Origin of the sequence: Shewanella sp. SG44-2 (assembly GCF_014164215.1) — a bacterium.
In the GTDB taxonomy this organism is placed as follows: Bacteria; Pseudomonadota; Gammaproteobacteria; order Enterobacterales; family Shewanellaceae; genus Shewanella; species Shewanella frigidimarina.
Genome location: NZ_JACJEU010000006.1, coordinates 209,978 through 234,394, shown reverse-complemented (window position 1 = coordinate 234,394; position 24,417 = coordinate 209,978). Strand labels below are relative to the sequence as shown.

Annotated in this window: 16 protein-coding genes and 1 tRNA gene; 9 read left to right on the top strand and 8 right to left on the bottom strand. The window is 43.4% G+C overall.

The window, feature by feature from the left end; all coding sequences use genetic code 11:
• Positions 1–25 precede the first annotated feature (25 nt).
• A tRNA-Asp gene (locus H5181_RS07200) sits at positions 26–102 on the top strand.
• Positions 103–1,120: 1,018 nt separating this feature from the next.
• Complete coding sequence (locus tag H5181_RS07195; protein ID WP_182750623.1) at positions 1,121–2,395, top strand: CinA family nicotinamide mononucleotide deamidase-related protein; 1,275 nt, start codon at positions 1,121–1,123, stop codon at positions 2,393–2,395.
• A gap of 49 nt (positions 2,396–2,444) precedes the next feature.
• Here H5181_RS07195 and H5181_RS07190 read toward each other — a convergent pair whose 3' ends face one another.
• From H5181_RS07190 to argE, 4 genes are all read right to left on the bottom strand, one after another.
• The gene (locus tag H5181_RS07190; RefSeq protein ID WP_182750631.1) at positions 2,445–5,504 is read right to left on the bottom strand and encodes a DUF2339 domain-containing protein; all 3,060 of its coding nucleotides are present in this window, start codon (positions 5,502–5,504) and stop codon (positions 2,445–2,447) included.
• Between the two features lie 187 nt (positions 5,505–5,691).
• A complete protein-coding gene (locus H5181_RS07185) occupies positions 5,692–6,231 on the bottom strand; it encodes a DUF1439 domain-containing protein (RefSeq protein WP_102036049.1) in 540 nt (179 codons plus the stop codon).
• Entirely contained in the window at positions 6,228–8,876 is a 2,649-nt protein-coding gene (gene ppc / locus H5181_RS07180) for a phosphoenolpyruvate carboxylase (protein ID WP_182750622.1), read from the bottom strand. The genes H5181_RS07185 and ppc overlap by 4 nt, the downstream gene beginning before the upstream one ends.
• A gap of 153 nt (positions 8,877–9,029) precedes the next feature.
• Positions 9,030–10,181 carry an acetylornithine deacetylase gene (argE, locus tag H5181_RS07175; protein ID WP_059745933.1) on the bottom strand — a complete coding sequence of 384 codons (1,152 nt, stop codon included), beginning with the start codon at positions 10,179–10,181 and terminating at the stop codon, positions 9,030–9,032.
• Between the two features lie 263 nt (positions 10,182–10,444).
• Between argE and argC the strand changes: the two genes are divergently transcribed.
• The 7 genes from argC (at position 10,445) to H5181_RS07140 (ending at position 18,733) form a co-directional block, all read left to right on the top strand.
• Entirely contained in the window at positions 10,445–11,425 is a 981-nt protein-coding gene (gene argC, locus H5181_RS07170) for an N-acetyl-gamma-glutamyl-phosphate reductase (RefSeq protein WP_011635681.1), read from the top strand.
• Between the two features lie 30 nt (positions 11,426–11,455).
• Positions 11,456–12,235 carry an acetylglutamate kinase gene (gene argB / locus H5181_RS07165; protein ID WP_059745932.1) on the top strand — a complete coding sequence of 260 codons (780 nt, stop codon included), beginning with the start codon at positions 11,456–11,458 and terminating at the stop codon, positions 12,233–12,235.
• A gap of 14 nt (positions 12,236–12,249) precedes the next feature.
• Positions 12,250–13,155 carry an ornithine carbamoyltransferase gene (locus H5181_RS07160; RefSeq protein WP_011635683.1) on the top strand — a complete coding sequence of 302 codons (906 nt, stop codon included), beginning with the start codon at positions 12,250–12,252 and terminating at the stop codon, positions 13,153–13,155.
• A 92-nt stretch (positions 13,156–13,247) separates the two neighbouring features.
• Positions 13,248–14,471, top strand: a complete 1,224-nt coding sequence (locus tag H5181_RS07155; RefSeq protein ID WP_011635684.1) for an argininosuccinate synthase — start codon at positions 13,248–13,250, stop codon at positions 14,469–14,471.
• A 153-nt stretch (positions 14,472–14,624) separates the two neighbouring features.
• The gene (argH, locus tag H5181_RS07150) at positions 14,625–15,989 is read left to right on the top strand and encodes an argininosuccinate lyase (RefSeq protein WP_182750630.1); all 1,365 of its coding nucleotides are present in this window, start codon (positions 14,625–14,627) and stop codon (positions 15,987–15,989) included.
• 632 nt (positions 15,990–16,621) lie between these two features.
• Positions 16,622–17,671, top strand: a complete 1,050-nt coding sequence (locus tag H5181_RS07145; protein WP_182750621.1) for a hypothetical protein — start codon at positions 16,622–16,624, stop codon at positions 17,669–17,671.
• Positions 17,672–17,677: 6 nt separating this feature from the next.
• Positions 17,678–18,733: a hypothetical protein gene (locus H5181_RS07140; RefSeq protein WP_182750620.1), complete on the top strand. Its 1,056-nt coding sequence runs from the start codon at positions 17,678–17,680 to the stop codon at positions 18,731–18,733.
• Positions 18,734–19,042: 309 nt separating this feature from the next.
• Here the strand turns inward: H5181_RS07140 and H5181_RS07135 are convergent, their stop codons facing one another.
• The 4 genes from H5181_RS07135 to H5181_RS07120 all read right to left on the bottom strand — a co-directional run bounded on the left by H5181_RS07135 (position 19,043) and on the right by H5181_RS07120 (position 24,323).
• On the bottom strand, positions 19,043–19,981 hold the full coding sequence (locus H5181_RS07135; protein WP_011635688.1) for a diguanylate cyclase: 939 nt from the start codon (positions 19,979–19,981) through the stop codon (positions 19,043–19,045).
• Positions 19,982–20,239: 258 nt separating this feature from the next.
• The gene (locus H5181_RS07130; protein WP_182750619.1) at positions 20,240–22,543 is read right to left on the bottom strand and encodes a xanthine dehydrogenase family protein molybdopterin-binding subunit; all 2,304 of its coding nucleotides are present in this window, start codon (positions 22,541–22,543) and stop codon (positions 20,240–20,242) included.
• Positions 22,527–23,006 (bottom strand): (2Fe-2S)-binding protein, encoded by a 480-nt coding sequence (locus H5181_RS07125; RefSeq protein WP_011635690.1) that lies wholly within the window; start codon positions 23,004–23,006, stop codon positions 22,527–22,529. Before H5181_RS07125 ends, H5181_RS07130 begins: the two co-directional genes overlap by 17 nt.
• An 18-nt stretch (positions 23,007–23,024) precedes the next feature.
• Positions 23,025–24,323 (bottom strand): cytochrome c, encoded by a 1,299-nt coding sequence (locus H5181_RS07120; RefSeq protein ID WP_182750618.1) that lies wholly within the window; start codon positions 24,321–24,323, stop codon positions 23,025–23,027.
• Positions 24,324–24,417 lie beyond the last annotated feature (94 nt).

Here is a 24,417-nt window from a genome sequence, read left to right as displayed (position 1 = left end):
CATCGTGCGCAAGCAATTTGCTAAAGGAGCGGTAGTTCAGTTGGTTAGAATACCGGCCTGTCACGCCGGGGGTCGCGGGTTCGAGTCCCGTCCGCTCCGCCAACTTAAGATGAAGGCCTCTGCAGCAATGCAGAGGCCTTTTTAGTATCAGAAAATACGAAAAGATTAAAGATAGAGTGGTATTTCTTGCCCACCTATGGTCCTCAAGACATTTGAGCATACATGCTCTTCGTCGCTTAGCTGATTAGGCTGTCAATAAACTGCAGGTGGCCTGTCACGCATGGGTACGCGGGTTCACTCTTATGATATCAGCGTCCGCTCCGCCAACTTAAGATGAAGGCCTTTGCTGTAATGCAAAGGCCTTTTTCGTATCAGAAAATACGAAAAGATTAAAGGTCGAGTGGTCTTTCTTGACTAACCATGGTCTTCACGACATTTGGGCATACATGCTCTTCGTCGCTTGGTTGATTAGACTGTCAATAAACTGCAGGCGGCCTGTCACGCCGGCGAACGCGGGCTCACTCTGATGATAATCAGCACCAGCTCCGCGAATGACATCGAAGCCTAGTCTCACGACGAGGATTTTTGTAACTGAAATTTATGATATTTCCCTATATAGACAGCAGTGCGCAGTGCGTAAACAGAACTATGTTGCTGATATGGGGGAGTAGTCATCTTAGTTCTGGACTCTCAATAAATCAAATGTGCTTGGTCATGCCAAATACAGAGGATCACATTTGAATATCTGTTTTTGAAATATTCATTTGATAGCAGCTTTGCCCCTTATAGATGTTTACTTATTTCTGTTTTATTAGTGTTTAATCGCTTCAATTTAGTTACCTCAAGCGTTATACAGCTTTTATGCAGTTGTTTCCAAATGCCTATCTATCGTTTTATTGAGCATGCCTACATGATTTGTATGCCTTATCTATTGCTGATAACTCGTACACAGATCATTAGCTAAACGATCTAATTTAGTTATTTTGAGATGTTACTGTTGAGTTGTTGTAATTCATTCAGCTACTTATTAGTTAATTTTCTATAAATACGATCTATTTTCTTGCCATTAACATATTGGTCCCCTAACTTAAGTGCCAATAGCATGGGATAAGGAATAACAATGAAGTTAGAAATGATTTGTACTGGTGAAGAGGTACTATCTGGTCAGATAGTGGATACCAATGCTGCTTGGGTTGCTAATACCTTGATGGAATTAGGCATTGAGATGCAACATCGAGTGACAGTTGGCGATCGGATGGATGACCTCGTTGCCGCATTCCAAGAGCGCAGTAAGCATGCTGATGTCATTATTGTTAATGGTGGTTTGGGGCCTACTAGTGATGATATGTCTGCATTAGCCATGGCGAAAGCTAAAGGCGAAGAACTTGTCGAAAATGTACAATGGCGTGAACATTTAGAAGATTGGTTTACCCGTAATAATCGTGTAATGGCTAAGAGTAATTTGAAGCAAGCTTGGTTACCAGCTTCTGCTGTGATGATTGATAATCCTGTCGGAACAGCATGCGGCTTTAGAGTGAAGTTGAATAATGCGTGGTTATTCTTTACACCAGGTGTGCCTTTTGAATTAAAGCACATGATCACCGAGCAGTTTATTCCATTTATTACTGAAGAGTTTGGTGTTCAAGAAAAGTCAGCTTTAGAAAAGTTACTTACTATTGGTCATGGAGAGTCATCTTTAGCGGATACTCTATCAGAGATTACTTTACCAGCTGGAATTGAGTTAGGTTATCGTTCCTCAATGCCACACATTGAAATTAAGATATTTGCTCGTGGTGATAAAGCTATTCGTCAGTTACCTGATGTAACAAAGCAGGTTAAAGCTTTATTAGGTTGTGCGGTTGTTGCTGAAAATCGCCCAACATTAGCAGCAGAGATCCATCATCGATTATACCAGTCTGGTTTTAGCCTTAGTGTGGCAGAGTCTTGTACTGGGGGCATGATCACTAGTCAATTGATCGATTTTGCAGGTAGTTCTTCGTACTTGCATCATGGTTTAGTGACTTACAGTAATGAGTCTAAAGTGAAAGTGCTGGGCGTTAATCCGCAGATCTTAGATGATCATGGTGCAGTATCTATTCCTACTGTTGAAGCAATGGCGCAAGGTGTTCGAGGAATTTTAGACAGTGATTTTGCATTAGCCACTAGCGGTATTGCAGGCCCTGATGGAGGATCTGATGACAAACCTGTTGGAACAGTTGCAATAGCATTAGCAACTAAACACGGTGTATACAGCCAAATGGTGAAGTTACCTAAACGATCACGCCAGCTTGTAAGAAGTATGAGTACGGCAATTGCTTACGATATGCTTCGTCGTGCATTACTTGAAGAAGCCGTTATTGTTGATTATCCGTCAATACCTCGGTTCGCCAAGTAAGTTTATTCTAGCTTGCTTATCACTGTTATAAGCAAGCTAGATTTAATGACTAGGCTGTAAGGTCTTCAGGCAATTGATTGTTTTTCGCTTTTTGATAAAAGTAAGCAACCGTTAGTAAAATCACTCCAATCAAAATAAATGCGACGATTTTTTGAATTAATTCAAATGACGCCATATCTACAAAAATCACTTTGATACACGCTAAAGTAAATAGTAATGCCGCTAACCTGACGAGGCTTGCTTGTTGAGGTCTCAAACTGATAAACATCACCGCACTTGCATGTACTACTAATAACACTGCACTCATTGGCGCAGCCATGCTGGTGTCTAATTGGTAACTCCAGAGTAAATAGCTTATTACTAATAAAGCATGCCATGCCCATTTTAGAGCGTTGTGAGAGACTATTTTTCTGTGTGCTCTAATGCCTAACTTAGCGGTTAGTAAATATCGAGCTAATAAAACAAGCACTCCAAACTCTGCTAAATTAATCAGTAAGCTATTAATGTTTAACGTCAGCTGTGTTTCACTGTGAAGCACAATAGGTAAAATGGCACAGATAAAGATTGCCGTGTAAGCCAAGCTATAACTAGGTGCTAAGGCCTGCTTTAAATGTCGACCTATACGAGTGCTTCTTTCGGTAATCACGCTGAAATATCCGCAAATAATTAAAGCAGTAATTGCCCATGATGGGTGGATTAGGTTCGTAACTATTTGAATCAATACTGCGATTACTAAGGCAATATAATATGGACCAATATGCCATTGAAGCGTAGTCATTTGCTGCCACTTCTCAGGTAACTGAGTATAACGCCAGCTAATGAGCCCAATAAATGATAAACCCATCACCAATGCGGTTAGTCCTTGCCATAGTTCTGCGAGACACATTGCTCCTGTAACCATGGTTGCTAATATCGTGAGTATTTGCGACTCATAGCGAAGACTCTTGTGATTAACAAGGTATGCTAATCCTAAGCTCATGAGGCTGCTTACCCATAATGCGATAGCAATATAGTCTGGATAACTACGAACGATTTTAGGTAATAGCAGCAATGGTAAGGCTAAATAACATGCCAACTGAACATAGTAAGCAAAACGGATTAACTTAGCGTCGGCGTAATATTTTTTGTACCAATAATACGCGAGTAACAGTCCGGTAAAGAGCTCGATACGGGCTAACTTAGCGTTCATAGCTTGGTCTGCAAAACTCAAGCTATTGGCGTCTACCATGCCAATAATCACTAATCCTAGTAGAGGCAGTTGCACTATCCAGGCTAATACTTCGCTAAAGCGTAGGGTGTGTTTAGCACTCATGTACAGTAGTAATAAGCTGATTAATGGCAATGTATTAAGCCAATATTGCTCAGTAATAAAGAAGCTAATGAGTAATAAGGTAACCGTATAAAGCACTCCAAGTAACTCGCGGATAAACCGTACAGCTAGGTGCTCAAATGTCATTAAATCAGCTTGATGGCGGCTAAGAAGCTTTTGTGCTGCAAAAGTCATTGCACAGGTAAGTGCCATCGATAAGCTCAATAATTCTTGATACCCTAATAAGCCATTATTGTCATAGTGTGGCAGGGTTAGTACATCAAATACGTTAGCAAAACTGCTGATTATGCCCAGTATCAGCAAGACATAAGCTTCTGCTCTAATAGGGTTAAATTGTTGTTTACAGCCAATCCACAGTAACAATAATCCCTCTAATAACAACACTAATCCCATCAGTTCGACGCTGAGTAAAAGCAGTGCGGCAAAACCAGCAAAGCTTCCGGCAAAAGCCAAGGCAAGTGCACTAATATCTTTATCGCGTTTAATTACCCAATATAACAACCCACACAGCAATGCATTAAGTGCAAATAGCTCACCAGCAAAAATACTCCATTCCGTTAGGGTGTAGAGAGTAAAAACCATGAGTGCGATTGGAACCGCTAGCAGTCTTGGTGTTAACGCAGACTTGATGACAAATAATAAGCTGGCAATACCGTAGAGGTAGAAGAGCCCATTGATCATCAATAATGCTAAGCCGGTTTGCCAATCAATGACAGACAGCGGCAATTGAATAAATAAGCTGAGTATTTGTATGCAAGCGATATGGAGTAATGCAGTTATTTCGATGAGTATCGGCCAAACTAATTTGTGGCTTTGTACCATCGAGCAGATACCGATAAGCATTAAATACGGCAGGTACAATAATGGTGTTTGACCACCATCAAGTAACATCAATGGCGCAAGTGAACCACCAAGTAAGGCGACAATGGCCACCACTTTGGTGTCGAGTTTAAATGATAAACCATAACCAAAAACGGTGTTGAGTAACAGTAAACCAAAGCAGGCTGTATCGGGAATAAGCTGAAAATACGGCCCTAAGAAATACAAACACAAGTAGTTAAGAATAAGCCCAAGACCAACAAGCCCTGAACCAAAATCTTGCATGCCCGGTCGTTTTTGTCGAATGAATACACCACCGACAATAATGCTATTTGCTACGCCTAAACCTAATAACGCTTTACCCAGCTCTGAAAACCAGTTGTTAATAGAAAACTGCAATAAGTAACCAAACCCAAGTGTCAGGGTAATGATGCCGGCAACGGTCATCAAAAATACAGCACCTAAACCCTTAGTTTGGTAATGTTGATAAAAGCTTTTTGCTTGTTCGGTTAACCCAGACAATGGTGCCAGCGCAGATGTGCTGAATTCGCCAATAGCTTCAGCTAATTGAGAGACCATGGCACTTAGCGCACTTTGTCTGGCTGGTGACTTTGTGACTATCGAGGTTTGTTGCGCTGTTATGGATGGCGCTGACGCTGAATGATTTGTGTCTAACGGTTGGCGTTCCCAAGCGGAAGAAGAGTATTGAGGTTTATCGGCAACGATATTGCCGCTCGAATCGTTTGCTCGACTCTCATACACAGGAACATGTAAGTTTTCGTCAGCCAAGCTAATGTGTTGTTCATTGTTGTTTTGCGCTTGTACTTGCAGGGCCAAAGCATCAAGTTGCTGGCTGAATTTAGCTAACTGCTGATTTACATCGGCCTGTTGTGCACCTTGCTGTGAGACTAACTCAGCCAGCTGTGCTTTTAATGTGGCTACGTCATCCATTAACGGCATCATTTATCCCATGATTATTATGCACTCCAATATTGCCAAGTTATTGTACGTGGTTCTGATTGATTAGGAAATGCTCAGTTTTCTGATACTTGAGATATTTAAGTGTTGATAGATGTATGGATTTCGATATGTTTGAAACAACAAAAAAGCACCTCGGAAGGTGCTTTCTGTTACTACGAAAATAACTTTAAAACTTAACCACTAGTTTGCCCTGTTGTACGGCAATTTCTTTGGTCATTTTAGCCATTAATGCTTGATTACTGTCGCGAGTGTCTAAAGTGTACACTGGCTGGTTTTCAAGATAATTACGTAAAAATCCCATTAGTTGTGGTGTTGCCTGGCTGATGTAGCGTTCAATATCAGCGGGTTCAGACTCAACTTTCACTAAGGTTAACTGTCGAAGATAGACACTCTTGGTATTACTGTTATACCAAGGCACTGCCTCAAAAGTCGTTTTCAGTTTTGCATGGATCGGTAAAAGTGGGTTGTTAACTGTAATCATTGTTGCTGCTGTCACTGCCATGGTATTTGGCTTAGCGCCCAACACGACCTGCATATCATTTAGCTTAAGTGATACACCAATTAACTTGTTGCCCTGTTTTACCTCAAAATGCATGTCTTTATTAAGGTACTGTTCAATTTCAGACTCGGTGATGCTGTACTGACTGGCACAGCCAGTCAGTAACAATAACAATCCCAGTCCAAGGGTTTTAACCAAGGTTATCATCCAGTGTTTCTCATTCCTGCTGCAACGCCGGCAATGGTCAGCATAAGTGCTAGCTGAACATCAGCAGACGGTTCAACTTCTCTACGTGTACGGGCTAATAGCTCGGTTTGTAAGAAGTTAAGTGGATCTATGTAAGGGTTGCGCAGTTTAACAGACTCACGGCTCCAAGGCGTATGTGACATTAACTCTGTCGCTTGGGTTAATGATAATACTGCTTCAATACCCAATTGCAGACGTTGACGTAACTTCTCACCTAAATGATGTAACTCTGGCTTCACTAAACATAGCTCGTAGTACTTGGCTAAGTTAGGTTCTGCTTTGGTGTAGACCATTTCGAGCATTGAAATACGGGTTTCAAAGAAAGGCCATTGCTCTTCCATTTCACGCAATAATTCCAACTCGCCGCGATCTGCCGCATCTTGTAGTGCTTCACCCGCACCAAGCCAAGCAGGTAACATTAAGCGGTTTTGTGACCAAGCAAAAATCCACGGAATAGCGCGTAAGCTTTCAATACCACCATCAACTTTACGTTTAGCAGGGCGACTGCCTAATGGCAATTTACCAAGCTCAACTTCAGGAGTAGCGGATCTAAAATACTCAACAAAGTCAGGTTCTTCACGTACGATTCCGCGATAATGCAGTACTGACTCTTCAGCAATACGCTGCATGCAATCACGCCATGATTTTTTAGGCTCCGGTGGTGGTAACAATGTCGCTTCTAATACCGCTGAGGTATATAGCGCTAAACTTTGTACCGCTAATTTTGGTAAGCCAAACTTAAAGCGGATCATTTCGCCTTGTTCTGTCACACGGATGCGACCATCTACCGAACCTGGTGGTTGCGATAAAATAGCTTTATGAGCAGGTCCGCCCCCACGACCGATAGAACCGCCACGACCATGGAACAACATTAATTTAACGTCAGCTTTTTTACACACAGCAACTAACTGTTCTTGTGCACGGTACTGCGCCCAGGCAGCTGCCATTACGCCGGCATCTTTAGCTGAGTCAGAATAACCAATCATCACTTCTTGCATGCCTTTGGTGTAACCACGATACCAATCAATATTCAGTAGCGAAGTCATACAGTCAGCTGCACCCTCTAAGTCAGCGAGGGTTTCGAATAATGGCACTACGCGCATTGGATTAGTGCAACCGGCTTCTTTTAGCAGTAATAATACGGTTAATACGTCAGATGGCTTGCTGGCCATTGATATCACATAAGAGCCCAGTGCATTAACAGGCTGCTGGGCGACTAAGTTGCAGGTTCTGACAACTTCAGCGACATCATCCGTCGGTTTCCAATTTGTTGGGATCAGTGGACGTTTGCTGGTTAACTCGCGCAGTAAAAACGCTTGTTTTTCATTTTCGTCCCAATGGTTGTAATCACCCATGCCCAAATAACGAGTCAGTTCAGCAATCACGTCACTATGGCGGGTAGCATCTTGACGAATATCTAGGCGTAACATGTGAATACCAAAACACGCTAAACGACGTAATATGTCGAGTAACAGGCCATTAGCAATCAGCTTCATACCGCAATCGGTCAAACTCTTATAAAGTAGTTCAAGCGGTTCAAGCAAATCTGATTTATGCCAAATTAGCTCGCTGGTATCAACATCAGGTTTTTTACCTTCAAGACGTGCGTTAAGGTAATCGATGGTGTCACGTAATTGGCAGCGTAATTTGCGTAACACATCGCGGTACGGTTCTTTACTGTTATCTGTTAACGCTGATAATTCAGCATTCGCTTGTTCCATCGACAATTCGCCAAGCAAGCTCACAATATCTTTTAAGTACAATCTTGCTGCGGCATGACGATTGCGATCGAGTACTTCTTGGGTGACGAGAGACGTTACAAACGGATTTCCGTCGCGGTCTCCGCCCATCCAGCTTGAAAATCTCACCGGAGAGACATCAATAGGTAATTGCTGACCGGTCTTTTGCTCAACTTGATCATTCAGTTGACGCAGAAAGTCAGGAATAGCTTGCCACAATGATGTTTCGATAGTGCTTAAACCCCAACGCGCTTCATCTACAGGAGTTGGGCGTTCGTTACGAATTTCGTTGGTGTGCCAAATTTGGGCAATAAGCTGACGCAGACGCAGAGTGCTTTGTTGGCGTTCGCGATCAGTCAGTTGGCTGTTTTCTTGTTCCGTTAAGCAATCAACCACTGCCGCATATTTTTGAATTAGCGTGCGGCGTGAAATCTCGGTTGGATGTGCGGTTAATACTAAATCGATGTCTAAGTTTTTTAAGCTCTTAATCACATCTTTTTTGTCTAAATCAGTATCAAGCATGCGTCCAAGTAGTTGCTCTACTGGATCGGGTACACACACGAGTTCGTCGCAATTACGGCTAATGGTGTGAAATTGTTCTGCGATATTGGCTAAGTTTAAAAATTGGTTGAAGGCTTTGGCGAAAGGTACCAGTTCTTCATCTGGTAAAGCGGTTAATAATGCCAACATTTGCTCGCGAGAGGCTTCGTCACCCTGGCGAGATTTTTTTGCTAAAATTCGAATTTGTTCTACTTTTTCTAAAAATGCATCACCTAAATGGTTTTGCATTGTTTCGCCTAATATCTGGCCTAAATGCCCCACATTTGATCGAAGTGACGCATACATATCTGCCGTTTGCTCTGTCATACTTACTCCCGAAAAAAAGAACGATTCTGCCAATAACTCTTACATCACAATACCCAGCGTATCAAAATCGGTCAATACGCAGGCACTGTATTTTGTAATTTTATTTCGTAAAAAAGTTACATTTTGCGTAAAAATGTCACTGATTATTAATGTTTACTTAATGCAGGCATGAAAAATCATTTTTTTGATCAATTCTACCGTTGGCGTTAAGTATTCTAGGCCAATAAATTCATCTGGCTGGTGGGCTTGGTTAATGCTACCTGGGCCTAGTACTAAGGTTTGGCAACCTAGTTTGTTGATATAAGGTGCTTCAGTCGAATAGTTGACCACTTCTGCTTCGTTGCCAGACAATTCCGCAACGAGTTTGGTCCATGGATTATCTGCTTTTCCTGCAAACGATTCAGCGCCTGGGTACAAAGTACTAACACTTATACTGCCAGGATACTCTTTACTGATGTCAGATAAGTAGTTCAATACCATTAATTCCAGATCCGCTAACTCCATTCCGGGTAAAGGACGAATATCTAAATGCAAATCGCAGCAACCACAAATACGGTTTGCGGCATCACCGCCATGAATATGGCCAAAGTTCATGGTTGGGTAGGGTACAGTAAACGCATCTTCGCGATAGTTCTCGCTTAAGTGCTGCTTTAGCTTCATTAATTGGCTAATGACTTTATGCATCACTTCAATAGCATTTAAGCCGCGAGCAGGATCAGACGAATGGCCACTGCGGCCAATTACGCGGATCCCTTGGGCTAAATGTCCCTTATGCATATAGACAGGCTTTAAGCTGGTGGGTTCACCAATAACCGCGTAATCAGGCGCAACAACTTTTGAATCGGCAAATGCTTTAGCGCCGCTCATGGTGGTTTCTTCATCTGCACTAGCAAAAATAGTCAGCGGACGTTTGAACTGATCCAACGGCATGTCTTTTAATGCTTCGAGTACCAACGCAAAAAAGCCTTTCATGTCGCAAGTGCCTAAGCCGTACCAACGATTGTCTTTTTCAACCATCTCAAATGGACTTTGGCTCCAACGGCCTTCATCAAAGGGCACTGTATCTGTATGGCCCGCAAGTAAAAGCCCACCACTGCCGCTGCCTATTCTGGCAATCAGGTTCTGTTTATTGCGCGAGTCTTCGACCGTGGGGGTTTCGCATTCAAAACCCAGTTCACTGAACCAATTCTGCAACAAGTTGATAACTGCATGATTACTCATATCGTGTTCTGCTTCGAGTGCACTGACTGATGGTGCTGCAATCAGCTGTGTAAAACAACTTTTTAGATCTGGTAGTGTGCTCATGGGTTATCCTAAAAAATAATATGTAAAATACTTATTCACATATATTGCATAATTAATATTGTGTGATAGTCTAGCAAACAGCATTAACCGACACCATAAATAGAACGATAGAAATGAAAATAAACATGTGCTTTCTAACTGCTAAAACCACTATATCAATAATCAACGCGAACTTCCTGCGACGATAGTTCAAAATTAGGCGGCCCCCGTCTAAATAGGCTATGCTGACACTTTCTCTCATTATTTAAAAAGAAAACAAACTTATGAAAAGCATCGCAATTATTGGCGCCAGTGGTTATACCGGTGCACAAATTACCTCGTTAATTAACGCAGACTGCAACTTCAGCGTTCAAGGGTTGTATGTATCGGAAAACAGTTTAGATAAAGGCCGTAAATTAGCCGACCTTTATCCTACATACAGCCACATGGCTTATACGCTTTCGCCGTTATCTGATGACGCTAAAAAGAAAATTGTTGCCGAAGCCGATGCCGTGGTTTTAGCGACTGAGCATTCAGTCAGCCTAGAGCTTGCTGCATGGTTTTACCAGCAAGGTTTAGCGGTATTCGATTTAAGTGGTGCATACCGTTTTGCCGATGTGGCGCAGTATCCTAAATGGTACGGTTTTGAACATACTCACCCTGATGTATTGGCTCAGGCGGTGTACGGTTTAGCAGAGTGGAACAGCGAACAAATTAAACAAACAAGAATGATTGCCGTACCAGGTTGTTATCCTACGGCATCACTTACTGCACTAAAACCGCTTAAACCATTCTTAACTGAAATGTACCCAGTAATTAATGCCGTTAGTGGTGTAACAGGTGCAGGCCGTAAAGCACAGTTACATACCAGTTTCTGCGAAGTTAGCCTTACACCATACGGTGTATTGGGCCACAGGCATCAGCCTGAGATAGCGACACATTTAGGTCAAGAAGTCATTTTCACGCCGCATTTAGGCAACTTTAAGCGTGGTATTTTGGCAACGATTACCGTGCAACTAAAACCAGGTACCACAGAAGCCGATGTCGCTAAAGCATATAGCGTGTACGACAACGCGCCAATTGTGACGGTAAAGCACAATCAATTCCCTAAAGTTGATGATGTGGTTAACACCCCCAATTGTCATTTAGGTTGGAAGTATGATGCCAACAGCGGTTATTTAGTGGTCGCCAGTGCGATAGACAATTTAATGAAAGGTGCTGCTAGCCAAGGGCTACAGTGCATTAAAATCCATTTCGGTGTGTAATTAACTCGCATTAGTGAAGGAATAAAAATAATGGCTACAAAATCAGTATTAGTCTTAAAAGTCGGTGGTGCGTTACTTCAATGCGAAATGGGCATGGCGCGTTTAATGGCAGCAGCAGCCGAAATGCTTGCAGCGGGTCAACAAGTCATATTAGTCCATGGTGGTGGTTGTTTGGTTGATGAGCAATTAACCGCTAACGGCAAAGAAACAGTTAAATTAGACGGGTTACGTGTTACGCCAGAAGATCAAATTCCTATTATTGTTGGCGCGCTAGCAGGTACCTCAAACAAAATTTTACAAGCAGCAGCTGCAAAAGCAGGCATTGTTAGTGTAGGCATGAGCTTAGGCGACGGCAATGTTGTTACTGCAAAAATCAAAGATGAACGTTTAGGACTCGTGGGCGAAGTTGAGCCAAAAGACGCCACCTACTTAAACTTTATTTTAAGCCAAGGTTGGATGCCAATTTGTAGCTCGATTGCCATTTCTAGCCAAGGCGAAATGTTAAACGTCAACGCAGATCAAGCCGCAACAGCCTTAGCCAAATTAGTTAACGGTACGTTAGTGTTATTGTCAGACGTATCGGGTGTATTAGATGGTAAAGGTCAATTAATTCATAGTTTAAACAAAAGCGAAATCGAACATCTTGTTGCCCAAGGGGTGATTGAAAAAGGGATGAAAGTCAAAGTAGAAGCCGCATTGGAAGTTGCTCAATGGATGGGTAAACCCGTGCAAGTTGCTTCATGGCGCGATGCCGAACAGTTAAAAACCTTAGTCAAAGGTGGGTCCGTCGGGACTCAAATACAACCTTAATGGAGTAGTAGTATATGCAGCACCTATTGTCGATAAAAGAGTTAACTCAATCTCAGCTTTTAGCCATCATTGATCTGGCTAAAAAAATTAAGAATAACCCCGCTGAGTACCGTCGTGCTTTAGATGGTAAAAGCGTTGTGATGTTGTTTGAAAAGCCTTCACTGCGCACCCGAGTCAGCTTTGACATTGGCATTAATAAATTAGGTGGTCACTGCTTATACTTAGACCAACAAAATGGCGCGTTAGGTCAGCGTGAAACAGTAGCTGATTTTGCGACAAACATTTCATGCTGGGCCGATGCTATTGTGGCAAGAACATACTCGCACACCACCATCGAGCAATTAGCTCAACATGGCAGCGTACCGGTCATTAATGCTTTATCTGACTTGTATCACCCATGCCAAGCTTTAGCTGACTTTTTAACATTAGCTGAGCAGTTTGATGATGTAAGCCAAGCAAAACTGGCTTATGTTGGTGATGGTAATAACGTCACTCATTCATTGATTTATGGTGCAGCGATTTTAGGCATGACCATGACAGTGATTTGTCCTGAAGGGGCATTCCCTGATGCGCTAATCGTGACTGAAGCACAAGCGTTAGCAAAGCAAAATGGCGGCAAGTTAACCCTAAGCGCTGACATTAATGCCATTGAAGGCCATGATGCTATTTACACCGACACTTGGATTTCTATGGGTGATGAAACACCGCTTGCTGATATTAAAGCCCGTTTTGCACCGTACCAAGTTAATAGCGAACTAATGGCTCAAGCTGGCGCAAAATTCTTTATGCATTGCTTACCAGCACATCGTGGTGTGGAAGTGACAGATGAAGTGATGGATGGCGAAGGTTCATTGATTTTACATCAAGCAGAAAACCGCATGCATGCACAAAATGCAGTATTAGTGACCTTATTAAGTTAGTCACCTTATTTAAGTTATTCAAAAATTAAGACAATAATGCCGTTGGCGTTATTAACATTGACCATATACGTAATCGATTCTAGGAAATAAACATGTCTAATGCAGTGAAAAAAACCGGCGTTAAAAAAGTGGTATTGGCATATTCAGGTGGTTTAGACACCTCGGCTATTATCCCGTGGCTAAAAGAAACTTATGACGACTGCGAAATCATCGCATTTTGTGCTGACGTAGGCCAAGGCGAAGAAGAGCTCGTTGGCTTAACAGAAAAAGCCTTAGCATCAGGTGCTTCTGAGTGCCATATCGTCGATCTAAAAGAAGAGTTTGTTGCTGACTACATCTACCCAACTATCGCAACGGGTGCTATTTACGAAGGTACATACTTGCTAGGTACGTCAATGGCGCGTCCTATTATTGCTAAAGCTCAAGTAGAAGTAGCCCGTAAAGTCGGCGCTGACGCGGTATGCCATGGTTGTACTGGTAAAGGTAACGACCAAGTTCGTTTTGAAGGTTGTTTTGCTGCATTAGCACCAGACCTAAAAGTAATTGCACCTTGGCGTGAGTGGGAAATGCGTAGCCGTGAAGATTTATTGGCTTACCTTGCCGAGCGTGATATCAAAACTAGCGCATCAGCAACCAAAATTTACAGCCGTGATGCAAACGCATGGCACATTTCGCACGAAGGTGGCGAGTTAGAAGATCCATGGAACGAGCCATCAAAAGGCGTGTGGACATTAACAGTAGCACCAGAAGATGCACCAAATGAGCCTGAATATGTATCGTTAGCGGTTAAGCATGGTCGTGTGACTCATGTAAATGACGAAGCATTATCGCCATATGCCGCACTTATGAAGCTAAATGACATTGCTGGTAAACACGGTGTAGGTCGTATCGACATTACTGAAAACCGTTTAGTGGGCATGAAGTCTCGTGGTTGTTATGAAACACCAGGCGGTACTGTAATGTTTGCTGGTCTTCGTGCCATTGAAGAATTAGTGTTAGACAAAACTAGCCGTACTTGGCGCGAGCAAATTGCTGGCCAAATGTCGCACCTAGTGTACGACGGTCGTTGGTTTACCCCTTTATGTAAATCACTTATCGCAGCATCTGAATCATTAGCAGAATCGGTTAACGGTGATGTAGTGATTAAGCTGTATAAAGGCCAAGCGACAGCAGTTAAAAAGCGTTCGCCAAACAGCTTGTATTCAGAATCTTTCGCAACGTTTGGTGAAGATGACGTATACGATCAAAAACATGCTGAAGGCTTTATCCGTTTGTACTCTTTAGCGAGCCGTATTCGCGCGCTAAACACTAAATAGATTTTACGCCAACGATATAAAGGCGCTGCAAAGCGCCTTTCTTATAATGACTTTTGGCAAACCGAGAGTCATTACAAGAAAGAGAATATGACTTACAGCTATATTATTAAACACCCAGTTCTTAAAACAGTTTTCAAAACAGAGGATACCGACATGGCGTTATGGGGCGGAAGATTTCAGGGCGAAACCAGTGCACTTTTCAAGTTATTTAATGACTCACTGCCAGTGGATTACCGCTTATTTGAACAAGATGTAGTCGGTTCTATCGCATGGGCAGACGCCATTGCTAGCGTCGATATTATTACTGCCAAAGAATGTACTGATCTAAAAGCAGCATTAAACGAATTGCTGGTGGAAGTAGGTAACGATCCTCAAGCTATTATTAGCAACGGCGCAGAAGATATTCACAGCTTTGTTGAACAAAAGCTGATTGCCAAAGTGGGCGATTTAGGTAAAAAACTCCACACGGGCCGTTCACGTAATGACCAAGTCGCGACTGATTTAAAGTTGTGGTGTAAAAAAGAAGGCGCTGCATTACTTGCGCGTTTAGGTACATTACATGCAGAGTTGATTGCATTAGCCGAGCGTGAAGTTGACGCAGTGATGCCGGGGTACACCCATTTACAGCGTGCTCAGCCGGTTACATTTGGTCACTGGGCGTTAGCCTATGTAGAAATGTACGAGCGTGACATTAGCCGTCTGCAAGATGCTCTAAACCGTGCCGATTCATGTCCATTAGGTTCTGGCGCACTCGCTGGTACTGCTTATCCGATTGATCGCCACGCGTTAGCGGCGGCATTAAACTTTGCTCGCCCAACCTTAAACAGCTTAGACAGTGTGTCGGATCGCGACCATGTGGTTGAATTATGCAGCGCAGCGTCAATCAGCATGATGCATTTAAGCCGCATGGCCGAAGATTTAATCTTCTTCAACTCTGGCGAAGCTAACTTTATCTCACTAGCCGATGAAGTCACCTCTGGCTCATCTTTAATGCCACAAAAGAAAAACCCTGATGCTTTAGAGCTTATTCGTGGTAAAACCGGCCGTGTTTATGGCAGCTTAATGGGTATTTTAACCACCATGAAAGCCTTGCCATTAGCGTACAACAAAGACATGCAAGAAGACAAAGAAGGCTTGTTTGACGTAGTCGACAGCTGGGCTATTTGCTTAGACATGGCAGCATTAGTATTGTCGGGCTTAAAAGTGAATCGTCCACAAGCCTTGGTTGCAGCTCAACAAGGTTATGCTAACGCAACTGAACTTGCTGATTATCTTGTCGCTAAAGGCATGCCGTTCCGTGAAGCACATCATGTAGTGGGCGAGGTGGTGGTATTTGCCATTGGTGAGCAAAAGCCGATTGAAGACTTAAGCGTGGCTGAGTTACAAAAATTTGCCAATGTGATTAGCGATGATGTGTATCCAAACCTTACGATTGAAGCGTGTTTAGAGAAACGTGATGTATTAGGTGGTACCGCTATCAATCAAGTGCAAGCAGCCATCGCGGCTAAAAAAGCATAGCCTTAAGAGCATAACGATAAGTATCTATTTCGATAGCATCGAGATAGATATTAGTAACCAAGCCCTGTTGATATTTATCGGCGGGGCTTGTTTGTTTTCGCCACCAGAAACCAGAAACCATAACTAGAGCACACTATAGAGCAGTCATTTATTTAGCCATGCAGCGTATGCAAGGTTGCGGTCGTTTGTATCGCTCTTATGTATTCAATTTAAGATCAATGCACATCAGGCTGTCACCACTCTAGCTATCGATTTTACTCATCGATTTTACTCATCGATATTACCTATCAATATTACTCATAAGATCGCCACGCCAACATTCGGTTAAATTTTTTTACAAGTTTGAGTAATTACTTAAAACATCTGTGTCAAATACTATAACGTCCCATTTAAGTTGTTATTGCCTACCACTAAATACTGGAATGCTAGCCTGTTTAAATTGTTATTTGTTAATTCAAACACTCGGTCTATTTTGACAATAAATAGGTCAATTTTTTGTGGTTGCATTGTTTTGATTCTGCTCTATGTTGATGTTGGAGTTGTAATAAAAAATCCAATATGAATAACAAAATAATAAAGTTCTGTTAACAGTGCTGTTAGCGCTGCAGCAGATAAAATAAGAGGACAACCCAATGACAAAATCGATACTTTTACTGTTGGCAGGCTTATTAACTGGCGCCGCTCAAGCAGCCGTTGGTAGCTACCCAGTAGTGTTAGTGCATGGCTTTCAACCGGATAATTTACAGAGTAAACCGACTGGTACGCAGGTAGCTGACAATGGCTCAGAGTACTGGGCGCAATATTGGCGTGATCGTGCTGATGCACGCATTGATTGGCCATCGCAAGAGCGCATTGCCAATAAAATAACCAGTCAGTATGTATGGCCTAAATTGCAACAGATGTCGCGAGAGGGGACATGTGCCAGCGGTTGTGTATTTGTGACCCATTCTACTGGCGATTTAGTGATGCGTTATATTATTGATAACCAAGCGCTATGGTTGCAAAACGCAGGTTTAAAGCCGCTTAATATTGTCGCCACATTTGACTTTTCTGGCGCGGGTGGTGGGGTTGAATTGGCTGATTTGGCGGTTAATGTCGCTAGTGGTTCAGGTTTGATAGATGCAACATTAAAACTAGCTGTGTCGTTATGGTTAGGAGAACTGCCGTCGTCATCCAATATTGGGGTATTGAATGATTTACGCGTAAATACTGCACGCCAATTGGCAGCGTTTCCTGGAAGTCGAGTACCACGTTTACGTTTTGCTGGGGCAGGGTCTGACTTTCTCGGTGTGACAGGGGCATTTTTACCCGGCGAAGATGATGGTGTTGTTGCCAGTCATTCTAGTTGTGGTGCCGCGGCCGTCGGCAGTTACAACAGTTGTTCGCGCAGTGTAGCATTTGATGGCAAGCTCACCTCTACTAATGGCCCTAGCGGATTTATGCCTTATCACTACCCAATGTTGATGAGTGAAGGCTATAGCCATGGCGACACTATTTTAAATAGCGCTAAAGATGAAGTAACTTCTGCCAATAGTAGTGCCAATTATCTCAATGGCGATAACTTGCAATTCAACACCTATGATGAAAAACGTGGCTGGTGGATATTTAGTTCACGTTATAGAGTGGTTAATAATTCGAATAAAACCAGTATGTCAGCACTTGTGTATCAAGCGGCTAACTAAGCGTATATGAAATATAAAAAAATCATTATAACAATAGCCCTACTCGCTACGGCAGTAGGGTTTTGGGTTGACACTTCTGAGTCGGCACTTGAGCCACCTCAGAGTGCCGCTGTTATCGAGCAAGATGATACTGCGCCAACCAAGCCGAAAGTGGTAAAACCCATGCCAGCTAAAACGATGACCGTGGTTGAAAAGCTTCCACAACCGATCAGTAATAGTTTTCAGCTCATGGCAGAGGCTTATGCTAGCGAACTTGAGCTGCCATCTTACTCAATGCCTTTACCGGTTGATGATACGCACTTACTTAACCCCAATGCTTACATTCCTCAGTCGGTGCAACTCCAAGATGGAGCCAGTGCTAGCATTGTGTTGCCTAAGTATCGTTTCAGTTTTCCTGAACCAGTGGTCATTAATCTTGAAGTTAATGGCTTGCTCGTTACTGGGGCGAGTGCTGCATTACACAGCGAACTTACAAGTGGTTCGGAGCCGTTAATTAGCGAAACCATGCTAGGTGCCGATGGCAAATGGGCGATACAACTGAATGCTGAAGAGGATTGGAATGGTCCAATGGAGGTCAGTGTTACCTTTCGCGCTAAGGGCAAAAAGCAAACGTTAAAAACAGGCATAGAATATAGTCATCCTACGGCAACCATAACCGGAGTGGGGGATATCCGCGCTGAAGGTAGTGATATGTTGATACCGGTTAAATTGGATGTTGAGCAAGCGGGTTATTATCGTTTACGGGCCAATCTATATACAGCAGATAAGCAGCCGATTGCCTTGCTAACGGGTTCCGACAAGCTGACTGAAGGCTCTGTGGTACTGGATCTTAAAGCCTATAAAGGGGTGTTAGCGCAATATAAAGGCCCTTATGTTCTGAGTACATTTGTATTGGAGCGCCGCCCAGCAGTACCCGGTGAATTAACTCAGTACGGCCACAGTGAGGAACCTGCCTACGAGTTAGGCGATTTTGCTGTTGAGTCGCTATCTGATGAGCCATGGCAACCCGATGAGCAAGAAATGCAGCGACTTGAGTTTTTGCAAAAAATGGCAGCAGACTAGGGTTTAACCATTGTTGTTTACATTATTTAAAGCCCGCATTAGCTAATAACGCGGGCTTAATTTATGTATATATAACGTCAAAGTAGCCATGTTTACAGTATTAATTTGTGCAAATAAGTAATGCGGTATGACTATAAAATGGATAGCCCACTTAGTTATTTTTGTTTCAACAGTATCAATGTGTTTTTAGATTATTTTGCGTTAAACATTTTATATTTTGTAGTGATACTACTGAAGAGCATAAACCTCGAATATATGAGGTTTATAATGTAAGGATGGTGTTAAATTGCCGCGGAATATGCAACCAAGTTACACAGGCTGTGTTTGCTGTACTTGGTTTCTGCCACCGCGTTTGGCGCAATACATAGCCATGTCTGCTCGGCTAAAAAGGTCTTGTATTACCTTGTCTCCGGCTGTTAAAGAGCTTACGCCAATAGACACAGTAACGTTAATGTTGTTATTTGTTTGAGTGGTGTGAAATGAGTGTTTGGCAATATGTTCTCGAATACGCTCAGCAATGATCATTGCACCTTCACCGTCGGTCATCGGTAAGATGATGGTAAACTCCTCACCACCGATTCTGGACAATGAATCTGATTGTCGCAGTAAATCACTGCATATTTGGGCAAACTGTTTGAGTATGCTATCTCCGCCATCATGACCAAAATTGTCATTAATCACTTTAAAGTAATCGATGTCGATAACCAACAATGATAACTGTTGATTAAACCTTATGGCTCTGGCGCATTCTTGTTTTGCCAGTTGGTTATATGAGCGACGATTATGCATGCCGGTTAGTTGATCGGTGTTAACTAAACTTTCGATTTGTTGATGTGCTTGTTCTAGTGATGTTTGTGCCTGTTTTAGGTTGGTGATATCTGCGCCCATAATAATGGTGTAACCACTGTCTAAGTTAATCCTGGTCATTTTAAACCAACGCCCATCAGACAGGTCTGTTTCATACTGGTTCAGAGCCTTTTCTGAATGCAGTTTATGCAGATTTTCCAGCCATTGTTCAAAATCATCAGTATTGATAATAACGCCTTGCTTAGTTTCCCAAGCGTGGCGTAATAAATCGCCTGATTTTTTGCCAATAGCATCTTCTGCGGTAGTGCCAAAGATGCTGGCGAAGTGCTGATTACAGTAGATAACTTCTTTATCTTGGTTGAGTACACCGAAACAATTTGGAGTGAGTTTTAATGCATCCAAGAGGATGGGCTCTAAATTGACTGGTGGACTTTGTGGCATAGGATACTCAACAATGTGACGATACTTGGGCGTAATTATAAAGGAAAAACGTTACTTTTTGGTAACAAACTAACCGGTGCTATGACTCTGTTGCTAGAGGAATAAAGCTTGTCCACTGTTTTTATTGACGTTTTTTAAATCGAGTAGGGGAAAATAAAATTATTTATCCCTCAGTCTAAAGAATGATAACGAAGAGGCGCAGCAAGCATAAAAAAGCCCAGTCATTATCGCTAAGACTGGGCTGTTAATGCAGATTAATTACGCGTTAGTTAATGCGCTTTTTAGCTCGCTAGGTTTCATCGGAATTTTACGTAACCGTACACCCACAGCTTGATAGATTGCATTAGCAATCGCTGGAGCAACAGGGGTTACAGCCGGTTCACCTAAGCCAGATGGTGGCATTTTGCTTGGGATAAATTCGATGATAACTTCCGGTGTCTGACCTAAGCGCAGCGGAGTATAAGTATCAAAGTTTGAGTCTTTATACTGACCATTAAGCAGTTCAGTACCTTCATACAACGCCATAGATAATCCCCACAATGCAGCACCCTGGCATTGGGCCTCTGCGCCGTTAGGATCAACAATAATGCCGGCATCGATGGCGATAACCAATTTCTGCACATTGACAATACCGTTGCTTTTATCCACATGCACTTGTACTGCGCACGATACCCAGGTTGGCATATCACGTTCTTGGCCAAAGGTTGATGCAATGCCAAGCCCTGTATCTTTGGCTTGTGGTGTGCCCCAGCCAATCATCTCGGCAGCTTTTTTCAATACTGCGGCTTGGCGAGCAGCGCCACCTTCGGCAACGGGTGTGCTCCCAGCATTTCGGCCTTCGGCAATTAGCATGTCGAGGCGGAACTGTAATGGATCTTTACCCGCGTGATGCGCAGCTTCATCCATAAAGCTTTCAACAGCCCAACCTGTCCAGCCAGGTCCAACTGAACGTAACCAACCCGGTCTGAACGTTGCAATCGCAAGGTCATTCGATACAGCACGCACTTTTTGAGCGCCAACAGTGTACCAATGGTCTGCTCCGGCAATCGAAAACGGATCAAATGGTTCGCCATTAGTGCCTTTTGGCATAAACCCTGGTGCTAATACCTGAGTTGGCCAACCTGCTGTGGCGTGATGTTCCATTGCGGTAACCGCTTTTTTGTCATCAAACGCCATTTTTAACTGTTGAACAGATGCAGAGCGCGCGCTATCAAATAACATGTCTTGTGGACGCATCATCACCATTTTAACGGGTTTACCGCCTAATGCTTTAGAGGTCAACGCAGCTGGAATGGTGTAATCGCCGTTAAGTCTGCGTCCAAAGCCACCGCCTAACATGTAGCTACGAATCACAATGTTAGCTTCTTCTTCGCCTAATGCCGTGGCCAATACGGGAAGGGTAAGCGATTGCCACTGACAACCTGAATGCACTTCCCATATGCCGTCTTGGTTTTTAAATACCAGTGCATTAAGCGGTTCCATTTGCGCATGCAGTACCGTGCTGGTGATGTATTCTTCTGCAATGGTGCTTTTTGCACTCGCAAATACTGGACCAGTGTCAGTATTGCCTGTGTCTAAAATACTGCCTTTGGTTTGGTCGCCAAGTAATTGCTTACCATGAGCAATAATGTCTGCTTCAGACACGTTGGCCGTTTTACCTGCGTCCCAAGTTACTTTCACGAGCTTTGAGGCTTTTTGGGCCGCATTAAAGCTACTGGCGATAACCATTAACCAACCTGGCACACTGCCACTGGCATCATCTAGTACGATAGTTTGTTGATAACCCTTAACGGCTTTTGCAGCAGAGTCGTCAAACTTAACCACTTTGGAGCCATAACGTGTAGGAGGCAAAATAGGGTTAGCGTACACCATGCCATCAACTTTCGCGTCGATACCGAATATGGTTTTACCGTTAGTCTTGTTGGCAATATCAAGAGACGTCACCTGTTGGCCCACCAGCTTAAGATCGGCATTCGGCTTCAATGGCAGGGTTTTAAGTTCTTCTTCAGTAAACTGACGTGTTAAGCCTAGGGTGACTAACTCACCGTAAGACAGCTCGCCTTTACTTGAGATAATTTTACCGTTACTGGCTTTACAGTCTTTTGCTGCAATACCCCATTTTTTAGCCGCAGCTTCAATTAACGCTGTACGGCCTGCAGCACCCGCTTGACGGTAAACTGGCCAGCTTTGTGAAATAGACCAACTGCCGCCGGTAACCATGTAACCCCAACGTGGGTCACTGTCGACATGGATAATCTCGACATCATCCCATGACGCTTCTAGTTCATCAGCAAGAATACGCGCAATAGCAGTACCGACATGTTGGCCCATTTCTGAGCGCATAATGTTGACTTTAATTTTGCCTGCGGTATCGATTGAGTACCATAAAGACGGTTCGTAAATATCGCCTTCGCTTGGGAGTACTTTACCGTCTGGGCTAGCAGGATCCATTGCCGCCATCAAATGGCGAGGAAAACCAAAGCTGACACCTACAGCGGTCATCGCAATTAAAAAACCACGGCGGGTTATACCAGCCGATCCACGTTTAGGCATTCTGCTCATCGTTGTTCTCCTTAATTGCGTTTGCAGCTTCATGAATGGCACCACGAATACGAACGTAGGTCATACAACGACATAAGTTTCCGCCCATCACAGCGTCAATGTCTTTGTCTGAAGGTTCAGGAATGTCTTTTAGTAGCGCTGCAGCTTGCATAATTTGACCCGACTGGCAGTAACCACACTGTGGTACCTGCAGCTTTTGCCAAGATATTTGCAATGGGTGATCGCCCTTTTCAGAAAGTCCTTCAATCGTAGTGATTTCGGCTCCTTCAACTGACGATATAGGGGTTATGCATGAACGTGTGGCACGTCCGCCAACATGGACGGTACAGGCACCACATGTACCAATACCACAGCCAAATTTTGTGCCGGTCATGTCCAGTTCATCACGAATAACCCACAGTAGAGGAGTATCACTCTCTACATCGGCAGTCATCGGTTTGCCGTTTAAAATAAATTTTGCCATTGTCACTTCTCCAGTGAATTAGTGCTCAAATCGGGGTTGATTGCGGATCTCGCCCACTTGTTGTTGTAATTTCGGCCAGGTGTTTTCCCCAGCTGCTTGACGTAAATAAGCCGCTATAGCAGTAATGTCTTCATCGCTAAGAGCATCACGGAACCCTGGCATTACCACACCGCTAATGCCTTGATCGCTGCGCACGCCATCCAGTATTACGTTAATTAGGTTAGTTGGATCATTAAGATGTGTTGCCGAGCCGATAGTAATTAATGGACGACCTTTAACTAACTGGTCGCTGTTGTAGTGGCATGCTTGGCAAGCTGTAGCATATAAACGTGCACCTTCATCAATCCGCTGATCCGGTTGTTGATGTTGTGCCGCGATAGCTGCTTGTAACGTGCTACTTGAGTCAGGATCGTCGGTGTTGTTGGTACGGGCAATTTCAGCAAAGTAACCACTAATGGCTTCTATGTCACTGTCTGGAAGGGCTGATAAGCCTTTGTGCATAACTGGCGCCATTGGGCCTGCCGCACTTCCATGGTAAGGCGAGTTACCCGTAGTTAGGTATTCGTAAAAGTCTTGCGCGCGCCACGGGATAGGTGAAGTGCTTGTTGATGTTAATGATGGTGCTATCCAACCATCAATGGCCGCACCTTGGTACATTTGGGCGTACTTTTCGCCGCCCAACGCATTACGTGGAGTATGGCATGCACCACAGTGAGCAATACCTTCCGCTAAGTAAGCACCGCGATTCCATTCGGCAGATTGCTTGCTGTTGACCTCAAAAGGTTGGGTATCAGCAAACAACAGTTTCCAACCCGCCTGAAACCAGCGGATGTTGAGCGGAAACGGAATACCGTTTTCTTTTTTAACTTGGTTAACTGCTGGAACAGACGTCATGATGTAGGCGTAAATAGCGTTAATATCATCGTCGGTCATTTTATTAAAGTGTTCAAAAGGGAATGCAGGTAATAAATGGTGTCCATCGCGGCTCACACCTGTGCGCATGGCGCGAGCGAAAGCGGCTTGTGACCAGCCACCAATACCGGTTTCAACATCGGGAGTGATGTTACTTGAATAAATGGTGCCAAAGTCAGTATGCATTTCATAGTTACCAGCATAGGCTGTGCCACCAGGTGGTGTATGACAAGTACTGCAATAACCTGCTGCGGCAAGGATTTTACCCTGTTCGATAACTTGTGGAGAATAATCAGTTTGAGTTGGTACGACGGGATCAATTGCAGGGTGCCAAGCATATATACTGAATATACCGAGTCCAACAATAGCTGCGCCACATACGCCGTAAACGATGCGCTTTAGCATATTACATTGCCTTATTTTAAATAAAAAATGATATAGAGAAGGGAATATCTCATCTAAACATTCCCTGTTCGACTGCGTATTATTATTGTGATTG